The organism is Thiobacillus sp., assembly GCA_024235835.1.
In the GTDB taxonomy this organism is placed as follows: Bacteria; Pseudomonadota; Gammaproteobacteria; order Burkholderiales; family Thiobacillaceae; genus PFJX01.
Genome location: JACKLQ010000001.1, coordinates 1,500,162 through 1,513,472, shown reverse-complemented (window position 1 = coordinate 1,513,472; position 13,311 = coordinate 1,500,162). Strand labels below are relative to the sequence as shown.

The 13,311-nt window shown below is 62.6% G+C and carries 12 protein-coding genes and 5 tRNA genes; all 17 read left to right on the top strand.

Features of this window, described 5'->3' with window-relative positions; genetic code table 11:
* Positions 1–5: 5 nt before the first annotated feature.
* Positions 6–80, top strand: a tRNA-Gln gene (locus tag H6935_07470).
* Between the two features lie 140 nt (positions 81–220).
* Positions 221–1,171, top strand: a complete 951-nt coding sequence (locus tag H6935_07465) for a ribose-phosphate pyrophosphokinase (protein MCP5278183.1) — start codon at positions 221–223, stop codon at positions 1,169–1,171.
* Between the two features lie 63 nt (positions 1,172–1,234).
* Positions 1,235–1,855, top strand: a complete 621-nt coding sequence (locus tag H6935_07460; GenBank protein MCP5278182.1) for a 50S ribosomal protein L25/general stress protein Ctc — start codon at positions 1,235–1,237, stop codon at positions 1,853–1,855.
* A 25-nt stretch (positions 1,856–1,880) separates the two neighbouring features.
* Positions 1,881–2,534, top strand: a complete 654-nt coding sequence (pth, locus tag H6935_07455; GenBank protein MCP5278181.1) for an aminoacyl-tRNA hydrolase — start codon at positions 1,881–1,883, stop codon at positions 2,532–2,534.
* A 13-nt stretch (positions 2,535–2,547) separates the two neighbouring features.
* Positions 2,548–3,639, top strand: a complete 1,092-nt coding sequence (gene ychF / locus H6935_07450) for a redox-regulated ATPase YchF (GenBank protein ID MCP5278180.1) — start codon at positions 2,548–2,550, stop codon at positions 3,637–3,639.
* A 42-nt stretch (positions 3,640–3,681) separates the two neighbouring features.
* Positions 3,682–3,766 (top strand) — tRNA-Tyr (locus H6935_07445).
* Between the two features lie 38 nt (positions 3,767–3,804).
* Positions 3,805–3,878: transfer RNA gene (locus H6935_07440), tRNA-Gly, on the top strand.
* Between the two features lie 36 nt (positions 3,879–3,914).
* Positions 3,915–3,989, top strand: a tRNA-Thr gene (locus H6935_07435).
* A gap of 45 nt (positions 3,990–4,034) precedes the next feature.
* The gene (gene tuf / locus H6935_07430) at positions 4,035–5,225 is read left to right on the top strand and encodes an elongation factor Tu (GenBank protein MCP5278179.1); all 1,191 of its coding nucleotides are present in this window, start codon (positions 4,035–4,037) and stop codon (positions 5,223–5,225) included.
* 70 nt (positions 5,226–5,295) lie between these two features.
* Positions 5,296–5,371: transfer RNA gene (locus tag H6935_07425), tRNA-Trp, on the top strand.
* A 51-nt stretch (positions 5,372–5,422) separates the two neighbouring features.
* Complete coding sequence (secE, locus tag H6935_07420; GenBank protein ID MCP5278178.1) at positions 5,423–5,770, top strand: preprotein translocase subunit SecE; 348 nt, start codon at positions 5,423–5,425, stop codon at positions 5,768–5,770.
* The gene (nusG, locus tag H6935_07415; protein ID MCP5278177.1) at positions 5,770–6,303 is read left to right on the top strand and encodes a transcription termination/antitermination protein NusG; all 534 of its coding nucleotides are present in this window, start codon (positions 5,770–5,772) and stop codon (positions 6,301–6,303) included. The genes secE and nusG overlap by 1 nt, the downstream gene beginning before the upstream one ends.
* A 114-nt stretch (positions 6,304–6,417) precedes the next feature.
* On the top strand, positions 6,418–6,849 hold the full coding sequence (gene rplK / locus H6935_07410; GenBank protein ID MCP5278176.1) for a 50S ribosomal protein L11: 432 nt from the start codon (positions 6,418–6,420) through the stop codon (positions 6,847–6,849).
* A gap of 1 nt (position 6,850) precedes the next feature.
* Positions 6,851–7,552: a 50S ribosomal protein L1 gene (gene rplA, locus H6935_07405; GenBank protein ID MCP5278175.1), complete on the top strand. Its 702-nt coding sequence runs from the start codon at positions 6,851–6,853 to the stop codon at positions 7,550–7,552.
* A 282-nt stretch (positions 7,553–7,834) separates the two neighbouring features.
* Positions 7,835–8,338: a 50S ribosomal protein L10 gene (gene rplJ / locus H6935_07400; protein ID MCP5278174.1), complete on the top strand. Its 504-nt coding sequence runs from the start codon at positions 7,835–7,837 to the stop codon at positions 8,336–8,338.
* A 57-nt stretch (positions 8,339–8,395) separates the two neighbouring features.
* On the top strand, positions 8,396–8,773 hold the full coding sequence (rplL, locus tag H6935_07395; protein MCP5278173.1) for a 50S ribosomal protein L7/L12: 378 nt from the start codon (positions 8,396–8,398) through the stop codon (positions 8,771–8,773).
* A gap of 199 nt (positions 8,774–8,972) precedes the next feature.
* Complete coding sequence (gene rpoB / locus H6935_07390; GenBank protein ID MCP5278172.1) at positions 8,973–13,292, top strand: DNA-directed RNA polymerase subunit beta; 4,320 nt, start codon at positions 8,973–8,975, stop codon at positions 13,290–13,292.
* Positions 13,293–13,311: the final 19 nt, after the last annotated feature.

Here is a 13,311-nt window from a genome sequence, read left to right as displayed (position 1 = left end):
CTACTTGGGGAGTCGCCAAGTGGTAAGGCACCGGATTTTGATTCCGGCATTCGTAGGTTCGATCCCTACCTCCCCAGCCAGTAAATGGTGTCTCGCCGGCGCAAGCAGGCGGGGTGACCGACAAGCGTGTGGCGGAGGCCGCACGCTTTTTTGTTTTTTGGTGTTCTGACTCGTTCCGGTCGCGGGGTTGCCTGACCGGGGGCGAATGGCAGGGGTTGCTATGGCATATGACAGCTTGATGGTGTTCACCGGCAATGCGCATCCCAAGCTTGCCGAGGATGTGGCGCGCCACCTCAATATCCATTTGGGGCGGGCCACCGTGGGCCGTTTCTCCGACGGCGAGGTGAACGTCGAGATCCTGGAGAACGTGCGCGGCAAGGACGTGTTCGTGCTCCAGTCCACCTGCCAGCCCACCAACGAGAGCCTGATGGAAATCATGCTCATGGTGGATGCCCTGCGCCGCTCCTCAGCCGGTCGCATCACCGCGGCCATTCCCTATTTCGGCTACGCCCGCCAGGACCGCCGGGTTCGTTCCGCCCGGGTGCCCATCACGGCGCGGGTGGTGGCCGACATGCTGACCGTGGCCGGCGTCAACCGGGTGCTGACCATGGACCTGCACTCGGACCAGATCCAGGGCTTCTTCGACATCCCCGTGGACAACATCTATTCCACGCCCATCCTCATGGGGGATATCTGGAAGCAGAACTACGAGGACCTGATGGTGGTGTCCCCGGACGTGGGGGGCGTGGTACGGGCCCGGGCCGTGGCCAAGCGCCTGGAATGCGACCTTGCCATCATCGACAAGCGTCGTCCAAAACCCAACGTGGCCAAGGTCATGCATATCATCGGCGATGTGGCGGACCGGACCTGCCTGATCATGGATGACATGGTGGATACCGCCAACACCCTGTGCGAGGCGGCCAGTGCCCTCAAGGAGCATGGCGCCAAGCGGGTGTTGGCCTATTGCACCCACGCGGTGCTGTCCGGCTCCGCCGTGGAGCGTGTCCACAATTCCGCCCTGGACGAGTTGGTGGTTACCGACACCATCCCCTTGCGGGATGACGCCAAGTCCAGTCAGCGCATTCGTCAGCTGTCCGTGGCAAACCTGATGGCGGAGACCATCCGGCGCATCAGTGACGAGGATTCCGTGAGTTCGCTGTTCATCGAATAGCGGTCTTGCAAGCCCGGCTGCCTGGTCGCGGGCAGCCGTTTTACAACTGTAAGGAGTAGCAACATGCAAATCGAAATCAACGCCAGGAAGCGTGATGGCCAGGGCACCGGAGCGAGCCGCCGCCTGCGTCACGCCGGCCGGGTCCCCGGCATCGTCTACGGTGGCAACAAGGATGCCCAGTCCGTGGACCTGGACCACAAGGAACTGTACTTCAGCCTGAAGAACGAGGCTTTCCATTCCTCCGTGCTCAGCCTGAACCTGGATGGGGCCAAGGAGACCGTGCTGCTGCGGGACTTTCAGATGCACCCCTACAAGCAGCTGGTGATGCATGTGGATTTCCAGCGCGTGGATGCCACCCACAAGATCCACGTCAAGGTGCCTCTGCACTACCTCAACGCCGACATCGCCCCCGGCGTGAAGCTGGGTGGTGGCGTCGTGAACCACCTGATGACCGAGGTGGAAGTGGTTTGCCTGCCCGGCAGCCTGCCCGAGTTCATCGAAGTGGACCTGGCCAACCTGGAAGCCGGCCACACCGTGCACCTGTCCGAGCTCAAGCTGCCTGCCGGTGTGGAACTCGCCGCCCTGGTGCGGGGCGAGGACCAGGGAGTGGCCAATATCCTGGGCGTGCGCAGCGCCGCCGCCGAGGGCGAAGCTGGCGCCGAGGGCGAAGCCCCGGCCGCCTGACGTCATTCAGGGGATACCCGGGCAGATGCAGGCGGGCAGTCATCCGGCCATCCGTCTGGTCGTCGGCCTTGGGAATCCCGGCAACGAGTACGCTGAGACCCGGCATAACGCCGGGTTTTGGTTTTGTGAGCGGCTGGCGCTTGAACTGGGTGCCAGCTTTTCCAGCGAGAGCCGTTTCCATGGTCGCGTGGCGAACGCCCGCGGCGCCGGAGTCTGGCTGCTGATGCCCCAGACCTTCATGAACCGTTCCGGACAATCCGTTGGGACCTTGGCCCGATTCCACCGCATCACGCCCGCCGAGATCCTGGTGGTGCACGATGAACTGGACATCCCGCCCGGCCAGTTGCGGCTGAAGTTCGGCGGTGGCCTGGGTGGCCACAATGGCCTCAAGGACATCACCGCCCACCTGGGTACCCAGGATTACTGGCGTCTGCGCATCGGCATCGGCCACCCCGGCGACCGCAACGAGGTGGTGAACTATGTGCTCAAGCCACCCCGCCGGGAAGAACGGGCGGAGATCGACTCCAGCCTGGACCGGGCCCTGGCGCTGTGGCCCATCATGCAGCGGGGCGACTGGAACGCCGCCATGCAGCGGGCCAACGCTAAGCCATTGGCCTTGGCCCAGGAAAAATCCCGGGAAAAACCCGCCCAACCCGCAACCAAGCCCCCCGGGGCCTAGTACTGGAAATGACATGAGTCTGAAATGTGGCATCGTCGGCCTGCCCAACGTGGGCAAATCCACCCTCTTCAACGCCCTCACCAAGGCGGGCATCGCCGCCGAGAACTATCCCTTCTGCACCATCGAGCCCAACGTGGGCATCGTCGAGGTGCCGGACCCCCGGCTCAAGCTGCTTTCGGAGATCGTCAAGCCCCAGCGGGTGGTGCCGGCCATCGTCGAGTTCGTGGACATCGCCGGCCTGGTGGCGGGGGCCTCCAAGGGAGAGGGTCTGGGCAACCAGTTCCTGGCCAACATCCGCGAGACGGATGCCATCGTCAACGTGGTGCGCTGCTTCGAGGACGAAAACGTGGTGCACGTGGCAGGCCGGGTGGACCCCATCTCGGATATCGAAGTCATCGGCACGGAACTGGCCCTGGCGGACCTGGCCACGGTGGAGAAGGCCCATGCCCGGGATGTGAAGAAGGCCCGGGCCGGCGACAAGGAGGGCCAGAAACTCGTCGCCCTGTACGACAGGCTGCTGCCCCATCTGAACGAGGCCAAGCCGGTGCGCAGCCTGGGGCTGTCCGACGAAGATAAAGTGTTGCTGGCGCCCCTCTGTCTGATGACCGTGAAACCGGCCATGTACGTGGCCAACGTTGCGGAAGACGGCTTCGAGAACAATCCCCACCTGGATCGCCTCCATGCCCTGGCCGATGCCGAGGGTGCGCCCGTGGTGGCTCTGTGTGCCGCCATCGAGGCGGAGATTGCCACATTGGAGGATGCCGACAAGACGGATTTCCTGGAGGCCATGGGGCTCCATGAGCCGGGCCTCAATCGCTTGATCCGCGCCGCCTACGATCTGCTGGGTCTGCAGACCTATTTCACCGCCGGGGTGAAGGAGGTGCGGGCCTGGACCATCCACAAGGGCGACTCCGCCCCCCAGGCCGCCGGCGTGATCCACACGGACTTCGAACGGGGTTTCATTCGCGCGCAAACCATTGCTTTTGAAGACTTTGTCGCCTTCAAGGGGGAACAGGGCGCCAAGGAGGCCGGCAAGATGCGCTCCGAAGGCAAGGAATACGTGGTCCGGGACGGCGACATCATGAATTTCTTGTTCAATGTGTAATTGACAAGTAGTCGCTTCCCTACCATAATGCCGCGCTTTCGCGGTGGGGTTCCCGAGCGGTCAAAGGGATCAGACTGTAAATCTGACGGCACTGCCTTCGAAGGTTCGAATCCTTCCCCCACCACCAGGTTTGGTACCGCACCGCGCCGGTCATAGCGAGGTAAAGCGGGTGTAGTTCAATGGTAGAACCTCAGCCTTCCAAGCTGATGACGCGGGTTCGATTCCCGCTACCCGCTCCAGATTGGAATGCTGTCGCAGCAGGTATTTAGAGTTTTGCCCATGTGGCTCAGTGGTAGAGCACTCCCTTGGTAAGGGAGAGGTCGGCAGTTCGATCCTGCCCATGGGCACCAGGTTTATGAGTGTTTGTTGATCCGTTAATTGCTGGGGGATAGACGATGGCCAAGGAAAAATTCGAGCGTACGAAGCCGCACGTGAACGTTGGGACGATTGGACACGTTGACCACGGCAAGACGACGCTGACAGCAGCGATCACGACGATTCTGTCGAAGAAGTTTGGTGGGGCGGCGAAGAACTACGCGGACATTGACTCGGCGCCGGAAGAGAAGGCCCGGGGCATCACCATCAACACGGCGCACGTGGAATACGAGACGGCGACCCGTCACTACGCCCACGTGGACTGTCCCGGCCACGCCGACTACGTGAAGAACATGATCACGGGTGCCGCCCAGATGGACGGCGCCATTCTGGTGGTGTCCGCGGCTGACGGCCCCATGCCCCAGACCCGGGAACACATCCTGCTGGCCCGTCAGGTGGGCGTGCCCTACATCATCGTGTACATGAACAAGGCCGACATGGTGGACGACGCCGAGCTCCTGGAGCTGGTGGAAATGGAAGTGCGCGAGCTGCTCAGCAAATACGACTTCCCTGGTGACGACACCCCCATCGTCATCGGCTCCGCCCTCAAGGCCCTGGAAGGCGACCAGTCCGACATTGGCGAGGCCAGCATCTTCAAGCTGGCCGACGCCCTGGACAGCTACATCCCCATGCCCGAGCGCGCCATCGACAAGCCCTTCCTGATGCCTGTGGAAGACGTGTTCTCCATCTCCGGCCGCGGCACCGTGGTGACCGGTCGTGTCGAGCGTGGCATCATCAAGGTCGGTGAGGAAATCGAGATCGTCGGAATCCGCCCCACCCAGAAGACCACCTGCACCGGCGTGGAAATGTTCCGCAAGCTGCTGGACCAGGGCCAGGCTGGCGACAACATCGGCGCCCTGCTGCGTGGCACCAAGCGTGAAGACGTCGAGCGCGGCCAGGTGCTGGCCAAACCTGGCTCCATCACCCCCCACACCAAGTTCAGCGCCGAGATCTACGTGCTCTCCAAGGACGAAGGCGGCCGCCACACCCCCTTCTTCAACGGCTACCGTCCCCAGTTCTACTTCCGGACCACGGACGTGACCGGCGCGATCGAACTGCCTGCCGGTACCGAGATGGTGATGCCTGGCGACAACATCAGCATCACTGCCGCGCTGATCGCCCCCATCGCCATGGAAGAAGGTCTGCGCTTCGCCATCCGTGAAGGCGGTCGCACCGTCGGCGCCGGCGTCGTGGCGAAGATCATCGAGTAACGCAAGCGTGCAGTCTGCGACGAAAGGCGGGCCCACCGCCTTTTGTCGTCAGTAGTCGAAAGTAAAGTACAGGCCAGTAGCTCAATTGGCAGAGCGTCGGTCTCCAAAACCGAAGGTTGGGGGTTCGAGACCCTCCTGGCCTGCCAGATAAGTAGTACATAACGGGACGCCGGGTAATGCCGGACGATTAACCCTAGATGGTAGATAACATCAAATTGCTGGCGGCGGCCCTGTTGGTCGCGGCGGGCATCGCGGGCTTCTATCTGTTGTCCGAAATGCCCACCGTGGTTCGGGTTGTGTCCGTCCTGGCGGGTCTGGCGACGGCGGCAGGCGTTGCCTGGTTCACCGCCCCGGGACGCCAGTTCTTCGCCTTCAGCCAGGAATCCGTCACCGAGGCGCGCAAGGTGGTTTGGCCCACCCGCAAGGAAACCATGCAGATGACCGGCGTCGTGGCTGTCTTCGTCATCGTCATGGCGCTATTCCTGTGGATGGTGGACGGCAGTCTGCTGTGGCTGGTGAAGCTGATCATGGGTAGGGGTGAGTGATGACGATGCAGTGGTATGTGGTGCACGCCTATTCCGGCTTTGAGAAAAGTGTGATGCGTGCTCTGAATGAGCGCATCGAGCGGGCTGGCATGCAGGAAAGCTTCGGCCAGATCCTGGTGCCCGTGGAGGAAGTGGTGGAAATGAAGGGCGGTCAGAAAAAGACCACCGAACGCAAATTCTTTCCTGGCTACGTGCTGGTGCAGATGGACATGAACGACGATTCCTGGCACCTGGTGAAGAGCACGCCCAAGGTGACCGGCTTCGTGGGAGGCACCGCCAACAAGCCTGCCCCCATCAGCGAGCGGGAAGTCCAGGCCATCCTGCAACAGATGCAGGAAGGCGTGGAGAAGCCCAAGCCCAAGGTGACCTTTGAAGCGGGTGAGCTGGTGCGCGTCATCGACGGCCCGTTCAACGAGTTCAATGGCACCGTGGAAGAAGTGAACTACGAAAAGAGCAAGCTGCGCGTCTCCGTGACCATCTTCGGTCGCGCCACGCCGGTGGAGCTGGATTTCTCCCAGGTCGAGAAGGCCTGAGGGAAGTAGCGGGGATTTGGCCCGCCGGGGCCTAAAACCGGCAGAGGAGCGTCAGTAGCCGTCCGGTTCGGATGACAAAAGCGCGATTGGACTCACTAAACAGGAGTGTGACATATGGCCAAGAAAATCATTGGCTACATCAAGCTGCAAGTGCCGGCCGGCAAGGCCAACCCGTCGCCGCCCATCGGCCCCGCCCTGGGTCAGCGCGGTCTGAACATCATGGAGTTCTGCAAGGCCTTCAATGCCCAGACCCAGAGTCTGGAGCCGGGCCTGCCGATCCCCGTGGTCATCACGGCCTTCGCGGACAAGAGCTTCACCTTCATCATGAAGACCCCGCCGGCCACCATTCTGATCAAGAAGGCCACCGGGGTGCAGAAGGGTTCTTCCAAGCCCCATACCGACAAGGTGGGCACCATCAACCGCGCCCAGCTGGAAGAAATCGCCAAGACCAAGATGCCCGACCTGACCGCTGCCGACATGGACGCGGCCGTGCGCACCATCGCCGGCACCGCTCGCAGCATGGGCATCAACGTGGAGGGTGTGTGACATGGCCAAGATTTCCAAACGCCTCAAGGACCTGCGTGCCAAAGTCGAGCGCACCAAGAACTACGCCATCGACGAAGCTCTGGCCCTGGTGAAGGGTGCGGCTACCGCCAAGTTCGACGAATCCATCGACGCCTCCATCAACTTGGGCGTGGATCCCCGTAAATCCGACCAGGTGGTGCGCGGTTCCGTGGTGCTGCCCCGGGGTATCGGCAAGACCGTGCGCGTGGCCGTATTCGCCCAGGGTGCCAATGCCGAGGCCGCCAAGGCTGCCGGTGCAGACATTGTCGGTTTCGACGATCTGGCCGCCGACGTGAAGGCAGGCAAGATGGACTTCGATGTGGTCATCGCCACCCCCGACGCCATGCGTGTGGTGGGTCAGCTGGGCCAGATCCTGGGTCCCCGTGGCCTGATGCCCAACCCCAAGGTGGGCACCGTGACCCCCAACGTCACCGAGGCGGTGAAGAACGCAAAGGCCGGCCAGGTCCAGTACCGTACCGACAAGGCGGGCATCATCCACGCCACCATCGGTCGCGCTTCCTTCGAGCCCGAGGCCCTGAGGGAAAACCTGGCTGCCCTGATCGAGGCCCTGAACAAGGCCAAGCCCGCCAGTTCCAAGGGCGTGTACATGAAGAAAGTGTCCATCTCCAGCACCATGGGGATCGGTGTGCGCGTGGACCAGGCCAGCCTGGTGGCCCAGCAGTAATACGTAATAACTGGATCCCGGCTTGTGCCGGGACAGAGCTTTGGGCCGCTGCCGGCCTTAGGGTTGGCAGCGGATCGTCAAAGACCGCAGGTGCCGGAGGCTGTGGCAGTTAGGCAGCCCGGGCTTAATGGCAACGATGTTGTGCCTGCGCAGACGGTGCACCCCGAACAGGATTGATGGTCGTTTGAGCTGGTATGGGCAAATGGCAAGACTCCTGGTTCAGGTCGCCGTGGGTGCGGTGAGCAGTTTTCACCGCGTGTTGACTTGAAAGGAGGAAAGACCTTGAGTCTGAATCTGGATGACAAGAAAGCCGTCGTGGCCGAGGTGGCGGCGCAAGTAGCCAACGCCGAGACCATCGTCGTGGCCGAGTACCGCGGTGTCGCGGTGAGCGATCTCACCGTGCTGCGCAAGAAGGCCCGCGAGTCCGGTGTTTACCTGCGCGTGCTGAAGAACACCCTGGTGCGTCGCGCCGTGGCGGATACCCCGTTCTCCGGCCTGGCTGAGCATATGGTTGGCCCGCTGATTTACAGCATCTCGGCTGATCCTGTGGCTGCTGCAAAGGTCCTGAACGATTTCGCCAAGACCAACGACAAGCTGATCCTGAAGGCTGGCTCCTATGCCGGCAAGGTGATGAACGAAGCCGGTGTGAAAGAGCTGGCCTCCATCCCGAGCCGCGAGGAACTTCTCGCCAAACTGCTGGGCGTCATGCAGGCCCCGGTCTCCAGCTTTGCTGGCGCCCTGGCCGCACTGGCCAAGCAGCGCGAGGAAGCAGGCGCCGCCGCTTGATCCCACGAACACGCTTTCGTACACACTCTCACGACTATCAATTTTGGAGTTTTGAACATGGCAATTAGCAAAGAAGACATCCTGGAAGCCGTCGGTGCCATGACGGTAATGGAACTGAATGACCTGGTTAAGGCGTTCGAAGAGAAGTTCGGCGTTTCCGCCGCTTCCTTCGCGGTTGCTGGCGGCGGCGGCGGTGCTGCCGCCGCGCCTGCCGCCGAGGAGAAAACCGAGTTCGACGTGGTCCTGACCGCCGCCGGCGCCAACAAGGTGGGCGTCATCAAGGTGGTGCGCGCCATCACCGGCCTGGGCCTGAAGGAAGCCAAGGACCTGGTGGACGGTGCTCCCAAGCCTGTCAAGGAAGGATGCCCCAAGGCCGAGGCCGACGACATCCTGAAGCAACTGACCGAAGCGGGCGCTACCGCCGAGATCAAGTAAGGCATGCATGAACGGGGTTCAGGGGGCCTGGGCTCCCTGCCCACCCGGGGGCTGGCGGTGTCACATCGCCGGCCTTTTGGCGTTTCAGGCATCAGCTATCAGGTATGCGGTACCAGCAGGCGTCGACTGTTCAGTCGCACACCTGAATTGGAACGGAATTTCTGATACCTGATCCCTGTCTACTGGAGACGGAACTGTCATGAGCTATACATTCGCCGAGAAAAAGCGCCTTCGCAAGAGCTTCGCCAAACGCGTCAGCGTTCTGCCGGTGCCCTACCTGCTGACCACACAGATTGAGTCCTTCCGGGAGTTCATCCAGGAAGGGGTGCCAATGGAGGCCCGTTCCGATATCGGCCTGCAGGCGGCGTTCAAATCCATCTTCCCCATCGTCAGCCACAGCGGCAACGCCCGCCTGGAATACGTGAGCTACCAGCTGGGCACCCCGGTGTTCGACATCGTCGAATGCCAGCAGCGGGGCCTGACCTATGCCGCCAGCCTGCGGGCCCGGGTGCGCCTGGTGATTCTGGACCGGGAAAGCGTCAAGGAAAAGATCAAGGAGGTGAAGGAGCAGGAGGTCTACATGGGCGAGATTCCGCTCATGACTCCCAACGGTTCCTTCGTCATAAACGGCACCGAGCGGGTCATCGTCTCCCAGTTGCACCGTTCTCCCGGCGTGTTCTTCGAGCATGACAAGGGCAAGACCCATTCATCCGGCAAGCTCCTGTTCTCCGCCCGCATCATTCCCTACCGCGGATCCTGGCTGGACTTCGAGTTCGACCCCAAGGACTTCGTGTATTTCCGCGTCGACCGTCGCCGCAAGATGCCCGTCACCATCCTGTTGAAGGCCCTGGGCTTCAGCCTGGAACAGATCCTCGACATGTTCTACGAGACCGACGCCTTCCACGTGGGCAAGAAAGGCATGGAATTCGAGCTCAAGCCCGAGCGCCTGCGGGGCGAGACCGCACGCTTCGACATCCTGGGCAAGGATGGCAAGGTCATCGTTGCCAAGGACAAGCGTGTCACCGTCAAGCACATCCGTGATCTGGAGGCCGCCGGCGTCAAGAAGCTGGGAGTGGACAACGAGTTCGTGCTGGGCCGTGTGCTGGCCAGGAACGTCATCGACACGGAATCCGGCGAGCTCATCGCCCGGGCCAACGAGGAGATCACCGAGGGCCTGCTGGAGAAAATGCTGGAAACCGGCGTCACCGATTTCCAGACCCTGTTCATCAACGAGCTGGGCCATGGCCCCTTCATCTCCCAGACCCTGAACGCCGACGAGACGGTGGACCAGTGGACAGCCCGGGTGGCCATCTACCGCATGATGCGCCCCGGCGAGCCCCCCACCGAGGACGCAGTGGAGGCCCTGTTCAACCGCCTGTTCTTCAGCGGCGATGCCTATGACCTGTCCAAGGTGGGTCGCATGAAGTTCAACCGCCGCATCAATGCGCCGGCCAAGAACAGCTGGGAAATCGTCTTCCCGCCCCACCACCGGGAAAACAAGCTGGCCGCTGCCCTGCAGGACATGTATGAAGTCTGCCCCGAGGCCAGCCTGTCCAAGGTGAGCCTGGAGGACATCGCCAACCTGGAGGAGGCCGAGGCCCAGCTGGCCGAGATGAACAAGCAGCTCAAGGCTGCCGGCTTCGATCCCAAGATCCTGAATCCCCGGGTCCAGGAACGCTTCACCCTGTCTCCCAGGGACATCGTCGAAGTCATCAAGATCCTGGTGGAACTGCGCAATGGCCGTGGCGAGGTGGACGACATCGACCACCTGGGCAACCGTCGCGTGCGCTCCGTGGGCGAACTGGCCGAGAACCAGTTCCGCGCCGGCCTGGTGCGCGTGGAGCGGGCCGTGAAGGAACGCCTGTCCCAGGCCGAGTCCGACAACCTGATGCCCCATGACCTGATCAACGCCAAGCCCATCTCGGCGGCGGTCAAGGAATTCTTCGGCTCCAGCCAGTTGTCGCAGTTCATGGACCAGACCAATCCCCTGTCCGAGATCACCCACAAGCGGCGTATCTCCGCCCTGGGCCCAGGCGGTCTGACCCGGGAACGGGCCGGCTTCGAGGTGCGCGACGTGCACCCTACCCATTACGGCCGGGTCTGCCCCATCGAGACGCCGGAAGGTCCGAACATCGGCCTGATCAACTCCCTGGCGCTGTACGCCCAGACCAACGAATACGGCTTCATCGAGACCCCCTACCGCAAGGTGACGGACGGCAAGGTGACCAGCGAGATCGAGTACCTGTCCGCCATCGAAGAGGCCCAGTACGTGATCGCCCAGGCCAACGCGGAACTGAGTGACAAGGGTGCCTTCACCGGCGACCTGGTGTCCTGCCGGCACCGCAACGAATTCACCCTGGCCACGTCGGACCGCATCCAGTACATGGACATCGCCCCGTCCCAGGTGGTGTCCGTGGCCGCGTCCCTGATTCCCTTCCTGGAGCATGACGACGCCAACCGTGCCTTGATGGGTTCCAACATGCAGCGCCAGGCCGTGCCCTGCCTGCGCCCGGACAAGCCTCTGGTGGGCACCGGCATCGAGCGTACCGCCGCCGTGGACTCCGGAACCGTGGTCACCGCCCACCGCGGCGGCGTGGTGGACTATGTGGACGCCAGCCGCGTGGTGGTGCGCGTCAACGATGACGAATCCGTGCCGGGCAAGGTGGGCGTGGACATCTACACCCTCACCAAGTACCAGCGTTCGAACCAGAACACCAACATCAACCAGCGCCCCCTGGTGCGCCTGGGCGACAAGATCGAGCGCGGTGACGTGATCGCCGACGGCGCCTCCACGGACAAGGGCGAACTGGCCCTGGGCCAGAACATGCTGGTGGCCTTCATGCCCTGGAACGGCTACAACTTCGAGGATTCCATCCTCATCTCCGAGCGGGTGGTGGCGGAAGATCGCTACACCTCCATCCACATCGAGGAGCTCTCGGTGGTGGCTCGGGATACCAAGCTGGGGCCGGAAGAAATCACCCGGGACATCTCCAGCCTGGCCCAGGCCCAGTTGGGCCGCCTGGACGAGGCGGGTATTACCCACGTGGGTGCCGAGGTCCAGGCCGGCGACGTGCTGGTGGGCAAGGTCACGCCCAAGGGCGAGACCCAGCTCACCCCGGAAGAGAAGCTGCTGCGGGCCATCTTCGGCGAGAAGGCCTCCGACGTGAAGGACACCTCCCTGCGCGTGCCCACGGGCATGAGCGGCACCGTCATCGACGTGCAGGTGTTCACCCGGGAAGGCATCGAGCGGGATACCCGTGCCAACTCCATCATCGAATCCCAGATCCGCGCCTACAAGAAGGACCTGGCCGACCAGATGCGCATCGTGGAGGAAGATGCCTTCGCCCGCATGCGCCGCATGCTGGTGGGCAAGCCTGCCAAGGGCGGCCCCAAGAAGCTGGGCAAGACGGACATCACCGTCGAGTACCTGGACGGCGTGAACCCCCATGACTGGTTCGACATCCGCGTCGCCGACGAGGACCTGGCCCGCCAGATGGAAGGCATCAAGGATGCCCTGGACAAGCAGCGGGAGGAGTTCGACCGCATGCTGGAGATCAAGCAGAAGAAGCTCACCCAGGGCGACGAACTGCCTCCCGGCGTGATCAAGATGGTCAAGGTGTATCTGGCCGTGAAACGCCGCCTGCAGCCCGGCGACAAGATGGCCGGACGCCACGGCAACAAGGGCGTGGTCTCCAAGATCGTGCCCGTGGAGGACATGCCCTTCATGGCCGACGGCACGCCGGTGGACATCGTGCTGAACCCCCTGGGCGTACCTTCCCGGATGAACGTGGGCCAGATTCTGGAAGTGCACCTGGGGTGGGCCGCCAAGGGCCTGGGCGAGCGCATCAACGAGATGCTGGTCGCCGAGTCCAAGGCCAGCGAGATACGCGGCTTCCTGGAAAAGGTCTACAACAGCAACGGCAAGAAGGAAGACATCAAGGGCCTTACCGATGGCGAGGTGGTGGAAATGGCGGTCAACCTGACCAAGGGCGTGCCCTTCGCCACCCCTGTGTTCGATGGCGCCCACGAGAGCGAGATCAAGGCCATGCTGGACCTGGCCTATCCCTCCGAGGATGTGCGCACGGCAAAGAACGGCTTCACCCCGGCCAAGACCCAGGTGCAACTGTATGACGGCCGCTCCGGCGAAGCCTTCGACCGTACCACCACCGTGGGCATCATGCACGTGCTGAAGCTGCACCACCTGGTGGACGACAAGATGCATGCCCGTTCCACCGGACCGTACTCCCTGGTCACCCAGCAGCCCCTGGGCGGCAAGGCCCAGTTCGGCGGCCAGCGTTTCGGCGAGATGGAGGTGTGGGCCCTGGAGGCCTACGGCGCCTCCTACACTCTCCAGGAGATGCTCACCGTCAAGTCCGACGACGTCTCCGGCCGGACCAAGGTGTACGAAAACATCGTCAAGGGCGAGCACAAGATCGACGCCGGCATGCCGGAATCCTTCAATGTATTGGTGAAGGAAATCCGTTCTCTGGCCATCGATATCGACCTCGAGCGTTATTAATCGGGTTTTAGGAGCATAC

What these genes read in the sequence shown, in the direction of transcription:
- H6935_07465 (MCP5278183.1), top strand. Translation starts at nt 221, where the DNA reads ATGGCATATGACAGCTTGATGGTGTTCACCGGCAATGCGCATCCCAAG.
- H6935_07460 (MCP5278182.1), top strand. Translation starts at nt 1,235, where the DNA reads ATGCAAATCGAAATCAACGCCAGGAAGCGTGATGGCCAGGGCACCGGA.
- pth (MCP5278181.1), top strand. Translation starts at nt 1,881, where the DNA reads ATGCAGGCGGGCAGTCATCCGGCCATCCGTCTGGTCGTCGGCCTTGGG.
- ychF (MCP5278180.1), top strand. Translation starts at nt 2,548, where the DNA reads ATGAGTCTGAAATGTGGCATCGTCGGCCTGCCCAACGTGGGCAAATCC.
- tuf (MCP5278179.1), top strand. Translation starts at nt 4,035, where the DNA reads ATGGCCAAGGAAAAATTCGAGCGTACGAAGCCGCACGTGAACGTTGGG.
- secE (MCP5278178.1), top strand. Translation starts at nt 5,423, where the DNA reads ATGGTAGATAACATCAAATTGCTGGCGGCGGCCCTGTTGGTCGCGGCG.
- nusG (MCP5278177.1), top strand. Translation starts at nt 5,770, where the DNA reads ATGACGATGCAGTGGTATGTGGTGCACGCCTATTCCGGCTTTGAGAAA.
- rplK (MCP5278176.1), top strand. Translation starts at nt 6,418, where the DNA reads ATGGCCAAGAAAATCATTGGCTACATCAAGCTGCAAGTGCCGGCCGGC.
- rplA (MCP5278175.1), top strand. Translation starts at nt 6,851, where the DNA reads ATGGCCAAGATTTCCAAACGCCTCAAGGACCTGCGTGCCAAAGTCGAG.
- rplL (MCP5278173.1), top strand. Translation starts at nt 8,396, where the DNA reads ATGGCAATTAGCAAAGAAGACATCCTGGAAGCCGTCGGTGCCATGACG.
- rpoB (MCP5278172.1), top strand. Translation starts at nt 8,973, where the DNA reads ATGAGCTATACATTCGCCGAGAAAAAGCGCCTTCGCAAGAGCTTCGCC.